Annotated in this window: 18 protein-coding genes and 1 pseudogene; 12 read left to right on the top strand and 7 right to left on the bottom strand. The window is 49.9% G+C overall.

What is annotated here, in order from left to right:
• A pseudogene (locus TK45_RS14350) lies at positions 1–224 on the bottom strand (glycosyltransferase family 1 protein); the annotation flags it as partial.
• An 82-nt stretch (positions 225–306) separates the two neighbouring features.
• Between TK45_RS14350 and TK45_RS14355 the strand changes: the two are divergent.
• Genes TK45_RS14355 through TK45_RS14380 form a run of 6 tightly spaced genes read left to right on the top strand, consistent with a single transcriptional unit; the run spans position 307 to position 4,686 of the window.
• A complete protein-coding gene (locus tag TK45_RS14355; protein WP_131259540.1) occupies positions 307–1,020 on the top strand; it encodes a 3-deoxy-D-manno-octulosonic acid kinase in 714 nt (237 codons plus the stop codon).
• A 40-nt stretch (positions 1,021–1,060) separates the two neighbouring features.
• The gene (locus TK45_RS14360) at positions 1,061–2,413 is read left to right on the top strand and encodes a capsule assembly Wzi family protein (RefSeq protein ID WP_165490798.1); all 1,353 of its coding nucleotides are present in this window, start codon (positions 1,061–1,063) and stop codon (positions 2,411–2,413) included.
• 14 nt (positions 2,414–2,427) lie between these two features.
• A complete protein-coding gene (locus tag TK45_RS14365; protein WP_131259542.1) occupies positions 2,428–2,823 on the top strand; it encodes an adenylyltransferase/cytidyltransferase family protein in 396 nt (131 codons plus the stop codon).
• Entirely contained in the window at positions 2,823–3,848 is a 1,026-nt protein-coding gene (locus TK45_RS14370; RefSeq protein ID WP_174719792.1) for a CDP-glycerol glycerophosphotransferase family protein, read from the top strand. The genes TK45_RS14365 and TK45_RS14370 overlap by 1 nt, the downstream gene beginning before the upstream one ends.
• Positions 3,849–3,853: 5 nt before the next feature.
• Positions 3,854–4,339 carry a pantetheine-phosphate adenylyltransferase gene (coaD, locus tag TK45_RS14375; RefSeq protein ID WP_131259543.1) on the top strand — a complete coding sequence of 162 codons (486 nt, stop codon included), beginning with the start codon at positions 3,854–3,856 and terminating at the stop codon, positions 4,337–4,339.
• Positions 4,336–4,686: a gamma-glutamylcyclotransferase gene (locus TK45_RS14380; RefSeq protein WP_131259544.1), complete on the top strand. Its 351-nt coding sequence runs from the start codon at positions 4,336–4,338 to the stop codon at positions 4,684–4,686. The genes coaD and TK45_RS14380 overlap by 4 nt, the downstream gene beginning before the upstream one ends.
• Here TK45_RS14380 and mutM read toward each other — a convergent pair.
• The 5 genes from mutM to radC form a co-directional block, all read right to left on the bottom strand.
• Entirely contained in the window at positions 4,683–5,495 is an 813-nt protein-coding gene (gene mutM / locus TK45_RS14385) for a bifunctional DNA-formamidopyrimidine glycosylase/DNA-(apurinic or apyrimidinic site) lyase (protein WP_131259545.1), read from the bottom strand. The genes TK45_RS14380 and mutM overlap by 4 nt on opposite strands.
• Positions 5,495–5,947 (bottom strand): hypothetical protein, encoded by a 453-nt coding sequence (locus tag TK45_RS14390; RefSeq protein WP_131259546.1) that lies wholly within the window; start codon positions 5,945–5,947, stop codon positions 5,495–5,497. The genes mutM and TK45_RS14390 overlap by 1 nt, the downstream gene beginning before the upstream one ends.
• Before the next feature lie 113 nt (positions 5,948–6,060).
• Positions 6,061–6,216, bottom strand: coding sequence for a 50S ribosomal protein L33 (rpmG, locus tag TK45_RS14395; RefSeq protein WP_131259547.1), 156 nt, complete (start codon positions 6,214–6,216; stop codon positions 6,061–6,063).
• 11 nt (positions 6,217–6,227) lie between these two features.
• Positions 6,228–6,464 carry a 50S ribosomal protein L28 gene (gene rpmB / locus TK45_RS14400; RefSeq protein ID WP_131259548.1) on the bottom strand — a complete coding sequence of 79 codons (237 nt, stop codon included), beginning with the start codon at positions 6,462–6,464 and terminating at the stop codon, positions 6,228–6,230.
• Positions 6,465–6,706: 242 nt separating this feature from the next.
• Entirely contained in the window at positions 6,707–7,381 is a 675-nt protein-coding gene (gene radC / locus TK45_RS14405) for a DNA repair protein RadC (RefSeq protein ID WP_131259549.1), read from the bottom strand.
• 125 nt (positions 7,382–7,506) lie between these two features.
• Between radC and coaBC the strand changes: the two genes are divergently transcribed.
• The 4 genes from coaBC to TK45_RS14425 all read left to right on the top strand — a co-directional run bounded on the left by coaBC (position 7,507) and on the right by TK45_RS14425 (position 11,535).
• The gene (gene coaBC / locus TK45_RS14410) at positions 7,507–8,709 is read left to right on the top strand and encodes a bifunctional phosphopantothenoylcysteine decarboxylase/phosphopantothenate--cysteine ligase CoaBC (RefSeq protein WP_131259550.1); all 1,203 of its coding nucleotides are present in this window, start codon (positions 7,507–7,509) and stop codon (positions 8,707–8,709) included.
• Between the two features lies 1 nt (position 8,710).
• Entirely contained in the window at positions 8,711–9,166 is a 456-nt protein-coding gene (dut, locus tag TK45_RS14415; RefSeq protein WP_131259551.1) for a dUTP diphosphatase, read from the top strand.
• Between the two features lie 9 nt (positions 9,167–9,175).
• Positions 9,176–9,766, top strand: coding sequence for a nucleoid occlusion factor SlmA (slmA, locus tag TK45_RS14420; protein ID WP_131259552.1), 591 nt, complete (start codon positions 9,176–9,178; stop codon positions 9,764–9,766).
• Positions 9,767–9,906: 140 nt separating this feature from the next.
• Positions 9,907–11,535, top strand: a complete 1,629-nt coding sequence (locus TK45_RS14425) for a methyl-accepting chemotaxis protein (protein WP_131259553.1) — start codon at positions 9,907–9,909, stop codon at positions 11,533–11,535.
• Between the two features lie 34 nt (positions 11,536–11,569).
• Here TK45_RS14425 and TK45_RS14430 read toward each other — a convergent pair whose 3' ends face one another.
• Positions 11,570–13,195, bottom strand: a complete 1,626-nt coding sequence (locus TK45_RS14430; protein ID WP_131259554.1) for a M28 family metallopeptidase — start codon at positions 13,193–13,195, stop codon at positions 11,570–11,572.
• A 121-nt stretch (positions 13,196–13,316) separates the two neighbouring features.
• Here TK45_RS14430 and TK45_RS14435 point away from each other — a divergent pair, with 121 nt between their 5' ends.
• Entirely contained in the window at positions 13,317–13,889 is a 573-nt protein-coding gene (locus tag TK45_RS14435) for a TetR/AcrR family transcriptional regulator (RefSeq protein WP_131259555.1), read from the top strand.
• Positions 13,890–13,967: 78 nt separating this feature from the next.
• Positions 13,968–14,648 (top strand): TetR family transcriptional regulator, encoded by a 681-nt coding sequence (locus tag TK45_RS14440; protein ID WP_131259556.1) that lies wholly within the window; start codon positions 13,968–13,970, stop codon positions 14,646–14,648.
• Positions 14,649–14,700: the final 52 nt, after the last annotated feature.

A 14,700-nucleotide genomic window follows, 5' to 3' on the forward strand; every position in this document is an offset into this window, starting at 1 on the left:
CGCCATTTTCCGTTACTCAGAGGCTTCTGACACAACTTCACCACATCCCAGAAACTTATATATAAACTTGGGTCGGTCAGGTGATGTTTACCCATCACACGCAAATTGGCCCACTTTTTCTGCTCGGCAGACACCTGCAGCATCGTGGAGGTGACGCCGGAAAAATTAGAATTTGAGTTGCCTAAAATCAGCGTGATTTCAGATGACGGTGTATGCTCGCTCAACGGCTTTACCTCTGCAATTTGGGGCGCATTCTTCGCGGCTTTTGTTTACAATGCCCCTCGTTTTAGTTGCGCGCAGTGTAGCATGGCCTTAATCGAGCAAAAAATTTCTGCACAACAAAATCTGTTCGCTACCGCTGAATTTATCGGGCAGGTAACGCCTGGGTGGTTTGACGTGAACTTCTGGCAGCAACAGCAAGCCATTACCGGTCAGGCCAAGGGCCGCGGTGCCGCGATATTTATTCAGCACCAGCAGCATCAGTGGGTGTTACGTCACTATCGTCGTGGCGGCTTAGTCGGCAAATTCATCCGCGATGCTTTTTGGTTTACCGGTCAAAACCGCACCCGGGTGGCGCGAGAACTCAATTTGCTGGCCCAGATGCGCGAATGGCATCTGCCATGCCCTAGCCCAGTGGCAGGCCGGGTCATACAAAGCGGCTTGCTGTATCGCAATGACATCCTGATTGAGCGCATTGCTGATGCCACAGATGTTCACGATATCTTATGTAAGCGAGCACTTACTGATGACCAGTGGCAGTCTATTGGAAGAACCATTCGTCGTTTTCATGACAAACAGGTTTATCACCATGATTTGAATATCCACAATATCCTGCTCGATGCCAGCGATGAAGTTTGGCTGATCGATTTCGATAAATGCGATATTCGTATCGGCGAGCGCTGGAAACAGGATAATCTTGCCCGGCTACATCGCTCACTACAGAAAGAACTTGGCAAAAAATTAGGCTACCACTTCAGTCAGTCGGATTGGTTGGCACTGATAAGTGGTTATCAACCCTGAAAGGCATTAAAATCGTGCAAGTTTTATGAAAGGAATCAGCATGTTGTCTAAAAGACTGATGGCAATTCTGGCATGTACACCCTCGCTGGCCATGGCGACCGGTGTTTCCCCTTACCTGCCATTAAATATTTCGCCGGAAGCGGAATTACAAATTGAACGCGCATTTGTGCTTGCTGGACACCCTTCACTCAGCAAACCCTACAAAGCCAGTGATTTACTGCGTATTTTGCCGCAATTGCGCGAGCTCAACCCAACGCTGTATCAACAGCTAAGCCAGTATCTGAGCCGTTATCGCCGCACAGAGGCGGTAACCCATAAATCGTTTACGCTCGCCACCAATGATGGGCCGGCGCAGCCGCTACCTAATCAGCGCGGCCAAACCAGCGATTCACGGTTTAGCGTCGAAAGTACCGGCTTTTACATGTTTTCACCCTACATCGCCTTGGCGGCTGGGACCCGATGGGACGAGCAACAGGGTTTGAGCCATTTCGGCACCCACCTAAGCGTCGGCAATGAATACCTGCAGTTAGATGCAGGCTACCGCGATCACTGGTGGTCTCCGATGCAAGATAGTGCGCTATTGTTATCCACTCATGCGCCCAACTCGTTGTCCGTGACACTGAGCAATGCTTCCCCGTTGTCGCCGTTGGGACTGCGTTATGAGCTGTTTATCAGTGAGCTGGAAGATCTCACTTTATCGCCAGAAATGGGGACGCAGTCACACAATCTGATTGGTGCACATCTGAGCTTTCAACCACTAACCAACCTGAACTTGGGCATGAATCGTGTCGTTCACCTGGGGGCTAATAATCAAGCTGTTGGTATTGGTAACACTGTACAAGCACTGCTTAACACAGATGCGCACTCTGAGCCGAGCAGCTATGCATTGAGCTCTGTCAGCGCCCGTTATAATCATGGGGGGGATTTACCAGTCAGTGTTTACACCGAACGGGCCCGCAGTGAAAACGATGACGACAGTGCAAACAGCATGTCGTTTGGCGTGTTTCTGCCATTTGTCACCAAAGATATTGCGCTGCGTGCAGAATACGTTAAGCAAGATCGCAACTGGGCAACGCCGACGTTTTTCCAACAAGGTTATAGCAATGACAATCTGGCTATCGGCCACTGGGCAGATCAACCTGTTGAGCCATCAGAGTTGCGGGTAACCAGCGTCAATCTCAGCTGGCAACATGCCGGCAACCGTCTGCTGAATGTGACCTTACGTAATGTCAGTCGCCACATTGATACAGACAGCGGAAGCAAAAATCATATTCAGCTTGAAGCCAGCTATAGTTTTGCCACCAGCCACGGTTTTTATGGCATTAGCCTGTATACTGGCAAAAACAGTTGGGATCAGTCATTTACCCGACTCAGCGGATTTTACCGCTGGTAACCTGAGAGCTTGTCATGCGCAAAGTCATTACCTTCGGCACTTTCGATGTATTTCACGTCGGTCACATCAATATCCTGAAACGAGCTCGGGAACAGGGTGATTACCTGATTGTGGGGATATCGTCTGACCAACTGAACATAAATAAAAAGGGACGCGCACCAATCTATCCACTTAGTAGCCGCATGGAAATCATCCAGTCACTGCGGTTTGTCGACGAAGTGTTTGTTGAAGAATCATTAGAAAAAAAGCGCGAGTACATTCAACAGTTTGATGCTGACGCACTGGTGATGGGCGATGACTGGGTCGGTCGATTTGATGAATTCAAAGACATATGCGACGTTGTTTATTTGCCGCGTACCCCATCCATATCCACCACCGAAATTATCGAAGTTATTCGCGAGATCCCCTGATGCGCTATTTGTTTTACATTGGCCAGAATTACTCCTTTGAAATCCTCCGCCCGGTGCAGGACGAAGCACGTCAGCGTGGTGACGAGGTTGCCTGGTTTATCGAAGGGAATGACGTTAACTGCGAGTACTTTCAGTCAGATGAAATGGTTCTGGACTCAATTCACGCGGTGAAAAAATTTCACCCGGATGCCGTGTTTGTACCGGGCAATCTGGTGCCACGCTTTATTCCTGGCTTAAAAGTGCAGGTCTTCCATGGTTTTGAATGGAAGAAAAAAGGTCACTTCCGTCTGCGTAACATGTTCGATCTGTACTGCACACAGGGCCCTTTGTTTACCGCTAAGTTCAATGAACTGCGTGCACCACACCCGCACTTTAATGTGGTAGAAACCGGCTGGCCGAAGGTAGATGTGCTATTCGATAGCCCAGCCTATCAGTGGCCCGCCCGCTCAGACAAACCGGTTATTTTATATGCCCCGACGTTTTCACCGGCACTGACCAGCGCGCCGGCTTTATTCGAGGAAATTAAACGGATGGTCGGGCAAGGCAGATGGCAATGGCTGATTAAATTCCACCCTAAAATGGATCAGGAATGGGTTGAACGCTATCGCGAGCTTGAGGGTGAAAACTGCCATGTTGTCGAAACTGCCAGTCTGGCGCCTGTGTTACAAGCTGCAGACATCATGGTATCCGATACGTCGTCAATCATTACTGAGTTTGCGTTATTATCGCGTCCGGTTGTGACCTTCAAAAACAAAGCCCCGGAAGCTCATCTGGTAGACATTAATCTAGCTGACCAGCTTGAACAGGCCATCGCCAGCAACCTGCCGCCTTCACCCGCATTACTTGATGCCATCGAGCAAAATGTCGCACAGTTGCACCCCTATCAGGATGGAAAATCATCTGCGCGCATGTTGGATGCGGTGGAGTCCATGATCAAGCTGGGTAGAAAGGGCCTTAAACCGATGCCACGCAATCTGTTTCGCAACCTCAAATTACGTAAAAAATTGGGTTACTGGGGAGCATAAAAAGCATGCACAGCAAAGCAATTTATCCGGGTACCTTTGACCCAATTACCAATGGCCACGCGGACCTGATTGAACGCGCAGCAAATATGTTCAGCCACGTGGTTGTGGCGGTTGCAGCCAATCCCAGCAAGAAGCCGTTGTTCAGCCTTGAGGAAAGGGTAGAGCAGATCCGAGACATTACTGCGCACCTGAATAACGTCGAAGTCGTTGGCTTTACTGGCTTACTCGCCGAATTTGCCCGTCAACAACACGCGACCGTGCTGGTCCGCGGGCTGCGTGCGGTATCTGACTTTGAATATGAATTTCAACTGGCGAATATGAATCGACGCCTGAATCCGGAATTAGAGAGCGTATTTCTGACCCCGGCGGAAGAGAACTCCTTTATTTCTTCCACGCTGGTTAAGGAAGTCGCGCTGCATGGAGGCGATGTCAGCGGTTTCTGCCACCCTTCTATCGTCGCTGCCCTTAAGGCGCGTTTCACCTCGCAATGAAAGCGCAACTGGTTGCAGTCTATGGCACCCTGAAACATGGGTGCTGCAACCATAGCGTGCTACAAGATGCGACTTTTGTTGGAGGCTTTGTCACGCCTCCCAGCTATAGCATGTTGAATATTGGTGAATATCCGGCGTTGATCACCGGCGGTTCAACGGCTATCCGTTGTGAAGTTTACCGCGTCAAAAAGCAGCACATGGTTAACCTGGATGCGTTAGAAGACTATCCGCATTTGTACACCCGGCGGCACATCGAAACACCTTTTGGTCAAGCCTGGCTATACCTGTGGAATCAATCGCCGCAAGGTTACCCGCTGATTAACCACGGTAACTGGTCAGAAGGCTAACGCTGACACTTTGGGCAATAAAAGCTGTTACGCTGGCCTATGACCACCGACTCTATCGGCGCTTCACATACTTCACATGGCTCGCCGGTACGCCCATACACTCTCAAGTGCAGAGCGAAATAGCCCGGCTTTCCGTCCGCCTGAGTAAAATCTTTCAACGTCGTACCACCCTGTTCAATCGCACTGGCTAATACCTGCTTAATATTGTCGGTCAGGCGCAGATATCGTTGCCGGGAAATCTTGCCGGCCGGTTGGCGAGGATCGATGCCACTGAGAAACAGCGATTCATTGGCATAGATATTCCCCACACCCACCACCACTTTGTTATCCATTATGAAGTTCTTCACCGCCACCTGTTTATTGCGACTGAGCTGATACAAACGATTTGCATCAAACGCGTCGGTCAGAGGCTCAGGCCCAAGCTGACCAAACAGACTCAGTGGCTCGTCGTCCTTGCCTTGCCATAAGCAGGCACCAAAGCGGCGCGGATCGGTCAGGCGTAAACACTTACCACTGTCTAAGACAACATCAATATGATCGTGTTTTGCAGGTTCTAAACGGGCGTCCACCACCCGCAAACGTCCGGACATGCCCAAGTGCAATACAATCGCGCCACTGTCCGTATGCAGCAGCAGATACTTCGCCCGGCGCGTTACTGCATTAATAACTTCATTCTCGGCGCGCTGAATATCGGCCGGTACCGGCCAGCGCAGGCTGGCATTGCGCACAATTATTTTGCTAATAGTGCGGCCTTGCAGATGGGGGGCAATGCCCAGGCGTGAAACTTCAACTTCTGGTAATTCTGGCATCACTGGCTCCCGCTGGGGATGAGATCATTAAGGCTGAGCGCAACCTGATAAGGCTGGCCTTGATAGGCAAGTAAAAGTTGTTGCTCAACCGGTGCCAACGTGACCACCCGCCCCTTCTCCTCACCCGCTAACCACAAGGTTATGACGTAAGGGTTAGCTGGCATACTGCGCTCGGTGGGTGTCAGGATCACCTGTTGCCAATTTTGTATTATCTGATTTAAATCAACCTCATCACCGCGCATTGGCTGCAAACGCCAACCACGACCGATACGTTGTAACTCTTGTTGGCCAAACTCAATACGCTGAATCATCGCGTCTGCGGGCAATAAGGTTAGAGGCGTTTGGTTAGCATTTTCCAACATCAGTTTATTGGAAAAGTTGAACAGCACGATCATAAACAATGAGGCGAATATCAGCACATTGTTCCAGGCGCGCTTGGATAGTCTTAGCATGGGCGTAATCTTATGGAACCAAATCAGATAGATGCGCTTAGTCTACCGTCAGTCACAGAAATAAAAAAACCCAGCGATAAGCTGGGTTTCTTGTGGAGACAAAAAGCAAGCTATTACTTGATTTTCGCTTCCTTGAACAGAACGTGCTGGCGTACTTTAGGATCAAACTTTTTGATCTCCATTTTGCCAGGCATATTACGCTTGTTCTTATCTGTGGTGTAGAAGTAACCAGTACCTGCAGTTGACACTAATTTGATTTTATCACGCATGGTTTAGTTCCTTAGATTTTCTCGCCACGGGCACGCAGATCAGACAGAACTGAATCGATACCCTTCTTGTCGATAATACGCATGCCTTTAGCAGACAGACGCAGTTTTACGAAACGGTTTTCGCTTTCAACCCAAAAACGGTGGTTTTGCAGGTTTGGCAAGAAACGACGCTTAGTAGCGTTGTTAGCGTGAGAGCGGTTGTTACCTACTACAGGACGCTTGCCAGTTACTTGACATACTCTGGACATTACTTTGTCTCCAAAATTACTTTACTTACTGCCTCAGCCTGCAACTAAGCGGGCTGATCAAATATCACTCGCACAAGAGGGCGCACTTTATACAGGATTGGCGCCCACAGATCAAGCATTTCCGGGGACAAAGCACAGAAATTCGCCAGTTGTAGCGTGGATATTATTCAGGCCTTAGCCTTGAGCGCGCATAAGATAAGCCAAGGCTAGCGCGGTGTAAATTGAAACTTGCTGCTTTTGCCTTAGATTAGCCCCCGCTCCGCAAAGCTTACTGCCACACCATCACCGATCACAAAGTGATCCAATACACGAATATCCACCAGCGCCATTGCATCGACAATCCGTCGTGTGATCTGTTTATCAGCCTGACTGGGTTCAGCCACGCCGGAAGGGTGATTATGGGTGAGGATTATGGCCGCAGCATTCAGATCCAGTGCGCGCTTGACCAACACGCGTGGATACACCGCCGCAGCATCAATCGTACCGAAAAACATTTTATCGAAGCGAATCACCCGATGCTGACTGTCCAGCAACAACATGGCAAACACCTCGTTCGGCTCGTCTCGTAACTGACTGATTAGAAACTGGCGGGTCACGGCCACATCAGTCAACGCCGGTTCTCGTCGCAATTGCTCAGACTGAAATCGTCGTGCCATTTCCAGTACGGCCTGTAATTGTGCAAATTTAGCTTCACCCAATCCACGGTGCTGACAGAAACTGGCTTTATCCGCCGCCAGCAGATTACGTAAACTGCCAAATGACGAGAGTAACTGACGCGACAAATCCACCGCGTTACTGCCGCTAATCCCCGTTCGCAAAAAGATAGCCAGTAACTCGGCGTCACTGAGCACTCCCGCGCCATGTTGCAATAGTTTCTCGCGCGGCCTTTCATCGGCCGGCCAATCCGTTAGTTTCATGCCTGCGCTCCTTTGCTGTTTCTCTACAAAAATTAGCAAAGCTGAGCGAATTCGCATGGTTAGTGACTATTAACCCGTTAATCCTTTGTGGTAGGCTAACAGGCTGAATTAATGGATAAATTGCTATGTCTTCTGTGGCCAATCGCAATATTTTATTAGGCATTACCGGCGGTATCGCCGCGTATAAAACCCCGGATTTGGTGCGCAAACTTCGCGCAGACGGCGCCAATGTACGCGTGGTGCTCACTGCCAGCGCCCGTGAATTTGTTAGCCCACTGTCATTACAAGCCGTATCTGGTCACCCGGTCGGTGAGAGCCTGTTGGATCCTGCGGCCGAAGCCGCTATGGGGCATATTGAATTGGCCAAATGGGCGGACGAGGTATTGATCGCCCCAGCAACTGCTAATTTTATCGCTAAGTTGGCATATGGGCTGGCCGATGATTTACTCAGCACCCTTTGCCTCGCTACCGCTGCCCCTATCACGCTCGCGCCAGCTATGAACCAACAGATGTGGGCCGCGGCTGCAACATCGCACAACATTAATTTACTGCAATCCCGCGGTGTGCGGCTGCTCGGTCCGGACAACGGCGAACAAGCCTGTGGTGATGTTGGTCCGGGACGGATGCTCGAACCAACCGACATTGTGGCGGCAATGGGCGCACCGAACACGAACAGTCCGTTAAGCGGCAAGCACCTGATGATTACCGCCGGGCCAACCCGTGAAGCCATCGATCCGGTGCGCTATCTGTCTAATCACAGTTCCGGCAAAATGGGTTATGCACTGGCGCAAGCCGCCCTTGCATTAGGTGCTAAAGTAACGCTGGTGTCGGGACCGGTTACGCTTAGCGCGCCCAGAGGGTGTCAGCTGATTAAGGTCAGTAGTGCACAGCAAATGCAGGATGCAGTAATGCAGCATGTGCAGGCCTGTGATGTGTTTATTGGCTGTGCCGCGGTAGCGGATTTTCGCGTGGCAGAACAAGCCGAGCAAAAGCTTAAAAAACAGCAAGATGAAGACGAAATGATCCTGCGTTTGGTCAAAAATCCGGATATTCTGGCCAGCGTCGCGGCATTGGAAAATCCACCCTTTACACTGGGTTTTGCTGCAGAAACTCAGAATGTGGCCGATTACGCCAAAGGGAAGCTGGCGCGCAAGCGCCTGAATATGATTGCAGCAAACGATGTTTCCGACCATAAAATCGGTTTCAATAGCGAGCATAACGCCTTAACATTGTTCTGGAATGGCGGTGAACTCGCTCTGCCAGTGAATGATAAACTGACGCTGGCGCACCAGTTACTTGGTGTCGTCGCACAACAACTAGAAAAATAAGATGCATAAAATCGACCTGAAAATTCTCGACCCCCGGGTAGGAACAGAATTTCCCTTGCCTGAATATGCAACACCTGGTTCTGCCGGTTTGGATTTACGCGCATGTCTGGATGCGCCATTAACCATCGCGCCAGGCGAAACCCACCTGATCCCCACCGGCATGGCCATTCATATTGCTGATCCCTCTTTGTGTGCGACTATCCTGCCGCGCTCGGGTTTGGGCCATAAGCACGGTATTGTGCTGGGTAATTTGGTTGGTTTGATTGACTCAGACTATCAGGGCCAGTTAATGGTATCGGTGTGGAATCGTGGCGATACGTCATTTGAGATGACCCCGGGTGAGCGTATTGCACAGCTGGTAATCCTGCCGGTAGTACAAGCAAGCTTTAATATTGTTGACGATTTCGCTGCCACCAAACGTGGTGAAGGCGGATTTGGCTCATCGGGCCGCGGGTAAGGAGACATCATGGCAGCACAAAAACGTTCTAATCGCCGCGGACAAATTTTACAGGCTTTGGCGGGGATGCTGGAGTCCAGTCCGGGTCAACGTATTACCACTGCGAAACTGGCCGAACAGGTTGGTGTATCGGAAGCGGCGCTTTATCGTCACTTCCCCAGTAAAGCGCGCATGTATGAAGGATTAATTGAGTTTATCGAAGAAACCCTGTTCAGCCGCATTAACCGGATCATCAATGAAGAAAAAAACAGCGCCAACCGCTGTCAGTTGATCCTGCATTTATTGCTTGGCTTTGCGGAAAAGAATCCGGGGATTACCCGATTACTCAGTGGCGATGCGTTAATGGGCGAACAGGACCGTCTGCGCACCCGTATCGCGCAATTATTTGAACGCCTGGAAACGCAGCTTAAGCAAATTCTGCGTGAGCGTAAATTACGCGAAGGTAAGAATCTGCCCGCTGATGAAAACCATATTGCCGCGATTCTGATGTGTTACGCAGATGGCAAGATGAACCAGTTTGTACGCAGCGATTTTAAGCGCCGACCAACAGAAGGGTTCGCCGAACAATGGCATTGCATCAAAGGTCAGTTTTTCGAGTAAAGGTTTAAAAAATTACCAAAGCGGCCTACGGGTCGCTTTTTTGTTACTGATTTATTGAGGCTTTTCTCCCCCTAGCAGGGTCTAAATGCTGATCTATAGTTATGTGACATTTTTATGATCTAACCCATCGTGGAGTTGTCATGTCAAAACTGAGTATCGCCATTAAATACTCAATCCCGCTGCTGATTGTCGGCATCAGCATGTTATTAATTGTGATGATTAATGCGGTCGTGATCGGCAGTATGGAAGACAGCACAGACACCTTTCCCAAAGAATTTATGCCCGCGGTGAGTGTTGTAATCAATGCCGACCGTGATCTTTATCAGGCCAGGTTGGCAGAGACCTCCTATGTGCATGTCGTAAAAAGCACTGACCGCGATGCGTTTAAAAAGGATTTTGAAGAAAATGCCAAACAGGCATTGGATCGATTCCATGAATACCTGCGCTACATGCATCGCTATCCCAATATCGAGCAACAGTTTAATCGGTTCGACAGCCAATATAACGCCTGGCTAAAGGCAGCGCGGCAGAGTTTTGTGCTATTTGATCAGAATCAACCCGACGCAGCACAGGCACAGTCTGACGGTACATCAGCGCAGGAATTCGCAAAACTTCGCGAATTCTACGATCAGGCTGGCGAATTGGCTTTTAACATGGCCAACAACAAGTCTGACAGCATTAAAGCTGATAATGATCAGCAACAATGGCTGAACTGGCTGATTGTCATTGTGATTTTAGTGGTCGCCGGTGGCGTCAGCTATGTGAGTCAACGTGCTTTGATTTCACGTATTCGCGAGCTCACCACCCGCATTGATCAGATTGCTAAGGGCGGGGGAGATCTAACCTCAAAAATTCAGGTAACCCATGAAGATGAACTGGGGGTGTTAGCTCACGCCTTTAATCACTTTATTGAAAATTTACGTCACCTTATCAGTGGTATCCGTGAAGATGTGCAACAGCTGGACAGCACCAGTCAATCGCTTAATCAAAGCTCAGATTCTGCCAACAAGGCAATCAGGCAGCAAAGTGAGTCCACCAGCCTGATTGTCACCGCGGTAGAACAAATGAGTAGTGCAACCCGTGAGCTATCTATGATTGCCCAGCAAACCGCCAGTGAAACCCACAATGCCATCCACAGCGCCCGCTCAGGAATGGACAAAAACAAACAGTCTGTCAGTCAGGTTGAGGCGGTCTATACCAGTATTGAAGGTGCTTCCAACAGCGCTAAACGACTCTCTGCATCGTCCACAGAAATATCCAACGTCCTGGACGTTATTCGCGGCATCGCCGAACAAACAAATCTGTTGGCACTGAATGCCGCTATTGAGGCTGCACGAGCGGGTGAGCAGGGGCGAGGGTTTGCCGTTGTGGCCGATGAAGTCAGGGCTTTAGCGAGTAAAACACAGGAATCAACCGAAAATATTCAGTCAATGATTGAAGGTCTACAGAAAGGGGTGAACGATGTGGTCAGCACCATTGAAGAGGGCTTCAATAAAGTGAGCAGCAGTGTCAGTTTATCCCGTGAAACCGCTCAGCTGTTAAGTGAAATGCATAGCATGCTAGCCAAGGTAAATGACATGTCGATGCAAACCGCGGCGGCCACCGAGGAGCAGTCAAGCGTAGCGGAAGAGATTAATGGCAATCTGAACAGCCTCAGCGCACAAACCCATTCTGTACAACGCAGTGCAGCTGAAGCCGGTCAGCTGGCGGCCACCTTGCGCCAACTGGCAGCCAGCATTCAAAAAGGGATTGGTACCTTTCGGACATAAAAAACGCGGCGAAAGCCGCGTTTTTTTGGGGCACTTATTTGGCAAACGTATCGCCAAAAAAGTCTCCCTCATTCCAAACTGGCCGGGCAGCGGTATTCGCCAGCGTTTGGCCAATCATCAGGTTAACCTGAGTGAACGTCTTCGCCGCCTGCCAGTTAAAGCTGGCATTCAGCTCATCGGATGGCTTGTGATAATGCTTGGCCAGAAACTCCTGCCACTTGGCTTCCCCATCCACATCCGGATCTTTGGCTGTCATACCTGGCACCACAAACACAGCTGGGATACCTTGTTTTACAAAAGGATAATGATCCGAGCGGGTGAAAATCGCTTCAGCTGGCCACGGATCCTGACCTAATGTCAGGCCAACTTTTTCTGCGGCCTGTTCAACGATACCTTTGAGGCTGCTGTGCTCGGCACCAAACGCGATAATGTCGCTGGCTTCAAATGTCAGTACGGGCATGTCCAGATTCACATTGGCAACCAGCGCGCTTTTGCTAACCGTTGGGTAGTGGGCAAAATAATCGGCACCTAACAGCCCTTTTTCTTCACCCGTGACGGCTAAAAACAGCACTGAACGTTTAGGTGGTTGCCCCTCGCTCATCAAACGCGCAGTTTCCAGCAACACCGAGGTACCGGTCGCATTATCCATCGCACCATTATTGATATTGTCTTTCTCGACCGTCTTGGCCAAACCGATATGGTCTGTATGTGCGCTGTATATCACATACTCGTTTTTCAGCTCAGGATCCGTACCAGGCAGAATCGCTGCCACATTTGGGCTGCTGATACGCTTAAACTGACTGTCCTTACTGAAATCAACCCGCGCATTTAGCGCGAAACCTTGCGGTGTGCCATCTAATTCCAATTCGGCGTAGATGTCATCCAGCGAACGAGGCGCATCGGCAAACAACTTTTGCGCTGCCGGAATACTCAGATAGGCGCTGTTCAGCAGCGCAGGCTCGGCGCCATGAGGCTGACCATCCGGGGTTAACCAACGCACGCGCGGCGTATGAATATAATTCAAGCGGCTCTGGTAAGGGCGACGTTTTTCGTTGGCAGGGGTAGAGATGGTTAACATACCGATGGCACCATGCTCTGCGGCATAGCGGGCCTTTTCACTACCTGATGCAAAGTGCGCACCTTCCTCACTAGGGAATGACGCGGGTTTACCGGTTAATACCACGACAATTTTGCCAGCCACATCGATGTTGGCGTAATCATTGTGATTCAGGCGCGGCGCTTCGATGCCATAACCGACAAACACCAGTTCACCACTTACCTGCGCATGTGCATACAAGGTGCTAGGTGAGGTGGTGTAATCCTTTGGATAGGCAAGGGATGCACTGCCAGCGGCGGTTGTCAGGGTAAATGACGGTGAGTTTTGCTCTAAAAATGCCTGTATAAACGGCACTCGCTGCATATAGCCATCGGTGCCAGCCGGCCGCAACCCTAATTGTTGAAATTGAGACGCTACATATTTGGCAGCGATTTCGTGGCCGCGGCTACCAGTGTCACGCCCTTCCAGTAAATCATCAGCTAAAAACGCCATATGGCCTTTGATTCGATTGATGTCCGCTTCAGGCGCCGTTGACGCACTTTGTGGTTTATCGCCACAGGCGCTGAGTAACAAGCACAGCGTGGCCAGAGTTATCGTTCGCATTATGTTTTCCACGAGTTTCAAAGGCTGGCACATTAATCAAATTATTCGCTCAGTACCAGCTTGACTTGACCAATCAAGCGGCTAACCTTTGAGAACATTTGTTCTTAGCTATAGGTTTGGCATGCCGCGTAAGGCGCTTTACGATCTTCAGGAAGTTCTCACTCAGGCCATCGAGGTATTTCTTGAGCATGGCTATCACGGCGCCATCATGGATGAGCTCATCGCCCGCACCGGTTTTAATCGCCGCGGCTTTTATCTGGAGTTTAGTAGTAAGCAAAAGTTTTTCTATCAGGTATTGCAGCATTACCAAAATACCCACCTGGCGCCGATTATGGCGCATCTGGACAATAATCAGGGGCTGCAGTCAATCCAGGGGTTCTTCGACCATTACGTGTTATTGGTGCGCGGACGTGGCTGTTTGCTAATCAATGCGATTACCGAACTGGGCTTTGATGATGCCGAGATCCGTGAAATGGGAAGACATTATTTGGATCGTCTGCAAATCAGTTTTATCGGTTGTTTAGAAAAAGCCCTGCAACATGATGAAGTGGTAAGTAGTATTCAAATTGAAAGCAGCGCTCTGCAGTTAACCAGCTACGTGCAAGGGTTTGCCGTGAATGGCATTTTGTCTGCTGGTGCAGATGAGCTACAAATCGCCACTCGTTCGTTACTCGGGCCATTACAACGTGGATAAATTTTAAACAAGCTAGTTTAAATCGGACGTTGTTTTAAGGCATAATCGACTAGCAGCGACCCAATCGGAAGGTGATCTATGCCGTTCAAACGTGCCCGACATGATGACGAAAAACACGCCAGACGCCTGTCTATCCTCAATGCTGCGCAAACGCTGTTTGATATCGAAGCCGGTCAATTGCCCACCGTTTCGCAAATCAGTAAACAGGCCAATATCGCCAAAGGTACGCTTTATCTGTATTTCCGCAGCAAAGAAGAAGTCTTCCTTGGTTTGCTGGAAAAAATCTATATGGAGTGGTTTGCCACTCTGGAGCTTGCGCTCAGCCTGCCCGACTCTAACCGCAACAACATCATCGAGCACATTTGTTCTTTTGTAGAGTTGCGCCCGGAATTTCTGCAATTAACTGCCATTAGCCGCAGTATGATTGAGCCAAACACCTGTGATGAAGTGCTGACCGCGCATAAAACCCGCTTGCATAAAGCCTTATTGAAATCCGCGTATGCTCTGGCAGGGGTGATCCCGGAACTTTCTGAGCGTGAAGCCGCCAACCTGATGGTACGTAGTTATGCCATGCTACAGGGTCTGTGGCTGATGTGTTATCCGGCCACCAATTCAGTACAAATTCTGGAAAAGCATAATTTGTTTACCCTGCGCCCCGACTTTGGCGAGCAGGCGCGTAAAGCGCTTTCTGCCTTGTGGCGAGAGCCCTTACCTGGCACTAAACCCTCGGCATTAAAAAACACCTTATTTGCCCATTAAGTCTCTTTTAACAACACCTGATGACCCGTGCAGAGATTCAGGTAAAATGTGC

Origin of the sequence: Bowmanella sp. JS7-9, assembly GCF_004329715.1 — a bacterium.
In the GTDB taxonomy this organism is placed as follows: domain Bacteria; phylum Pseudomonadota; class Gammaproteobacteria; order Enterobacterales; family Alteromonadaceae; genus Pseudobowmanella; species Pseudobowmanella zhangzhouensis.

Excerpts from the sequence above, each read along its gene's own strand:
- TK45_RS14355 (WP_131259540.1), top strand. The coding sequence starts at position 307 with ATGGCCTTAATCGAGCAAAAAATTTCTGCACAACAAAATCTGTTCGCT.
- TK45_RS14360 (WP_165490798.1), top strand. The coding sequence starts at position 1,061 with ATGTTGTCTAAAAGACTGATGGCAATTCTGGCATGTACACCCTCGCTG.
- TK45_RS14365 (WP_131259542.1), top strand. The coding sequence starts at position 2,428 with ATGCGCAAAGTCATTACCTTCGGCACTTTCGATGTATTTCACGTCGGT.
- TK45_RS14370 (WP_174719792.1), top strand. The coding sequence starts at position 2,823 with ATGCGCTATTTGTTTTACATTGGCCAGAATTACTCCTTTGAAATCCTC.
- coaD (WP_131259543.1), top strand. The coding sequence starts at position 3,854 with ATGCACAGCAAAGCAATTTATCCGGGTACCTTTGACCCAATTACCAAT.
- TK45_RS14380 (WP_131259544.1), top strand. The coding sequence starts at position 4,336 with ATGAAAGCGCAACTGGTTGCAGTCTATGGCACCCTGAAACATGGGTGC.
- mutM (WP_131259545.1), bottom strand. The coding sequence starts at position 5,495 with ATGCCAGAATTACCAGAAGTTGAAGTTTCACGCCTGGGCATTGCCCCC.
- TK45_RS14390 (WP_131259546.1), bottom strand. The coding sequence starts at position 5,947 with ATGCTAAGACTATCCAAGCGCGCCTGGAACAATGTGCTGATATTCGCC.
- rpmG (WP_131259547.1), bottom strand. The coding sequence starts at position 6,216 with ATGCGTGATAAAATCAAATTAGTGTCAACTGCAGGTACTGGTTACTTC.
- rpmB (WP_131259548.1), bottom strand. The coding sequence starts at position 6,464 with ATGTCCAGAGTATGTCAAGTAACTGGCAAGCGTCCTGTAGTAGGTAAC.
- radC (WP_131259549.1), bottom strand. The coding sequence starts at position 7,381 with ATGAAACTAACGGATTGGCCGGCCGATGAAAGGCCGCGCGAGAAACTA.
- coaBC (WP_131259550.1), top strand. The coding sequence starts at position 7,507 with ATGTCTTCTGTGGCCAATCGCAATATTTTATTAGGCATTACCGGCGGT.
- dut (WP_131259551.1), top strand. The coding sequence starts at position 8,711 with ATGCATAAAATCGACCTGAAAATTCTCGACCCCCGGGTAGGAACAGAA.
- slmA (WP_131259552.1), top strand. The coding sequence starts at position 9,176 with ATGGCAGCACAAAAACGTTCTAATCGCCGCGGACAAATTTTACAGGCT.
- TK45_RS14425 (WP_131259553.1), top strand. The coding sequence starts at position 9,907 with ATGTCAAAACTGAGTATCGCCATTAAATACTCAATCCCGCTGCTGATT.
- TK45_RS14430 (WP_131259554.1), bottom strand. The coding sequence starts at position 13,195 with ATGCGAACGATAACTCTGGCCACGCTGTGCTTGTTACTCAGCGCCTGT.
- TK45_RS14435 (WP_131259555.1), top strand. The coding sequence starts at position 13,317 with ATGCCGCGTAAGGCGCTTTACGATCTTCAGGAAGTTCTCACTCAGGCC.
- TK45_RS14440 (WP_131259556.1), top strand. The coding sequence starts at position 13,968 with ATGCCGTTCAAACGTGCCCGACATGATGACGAAAAACACGCCAGACGC.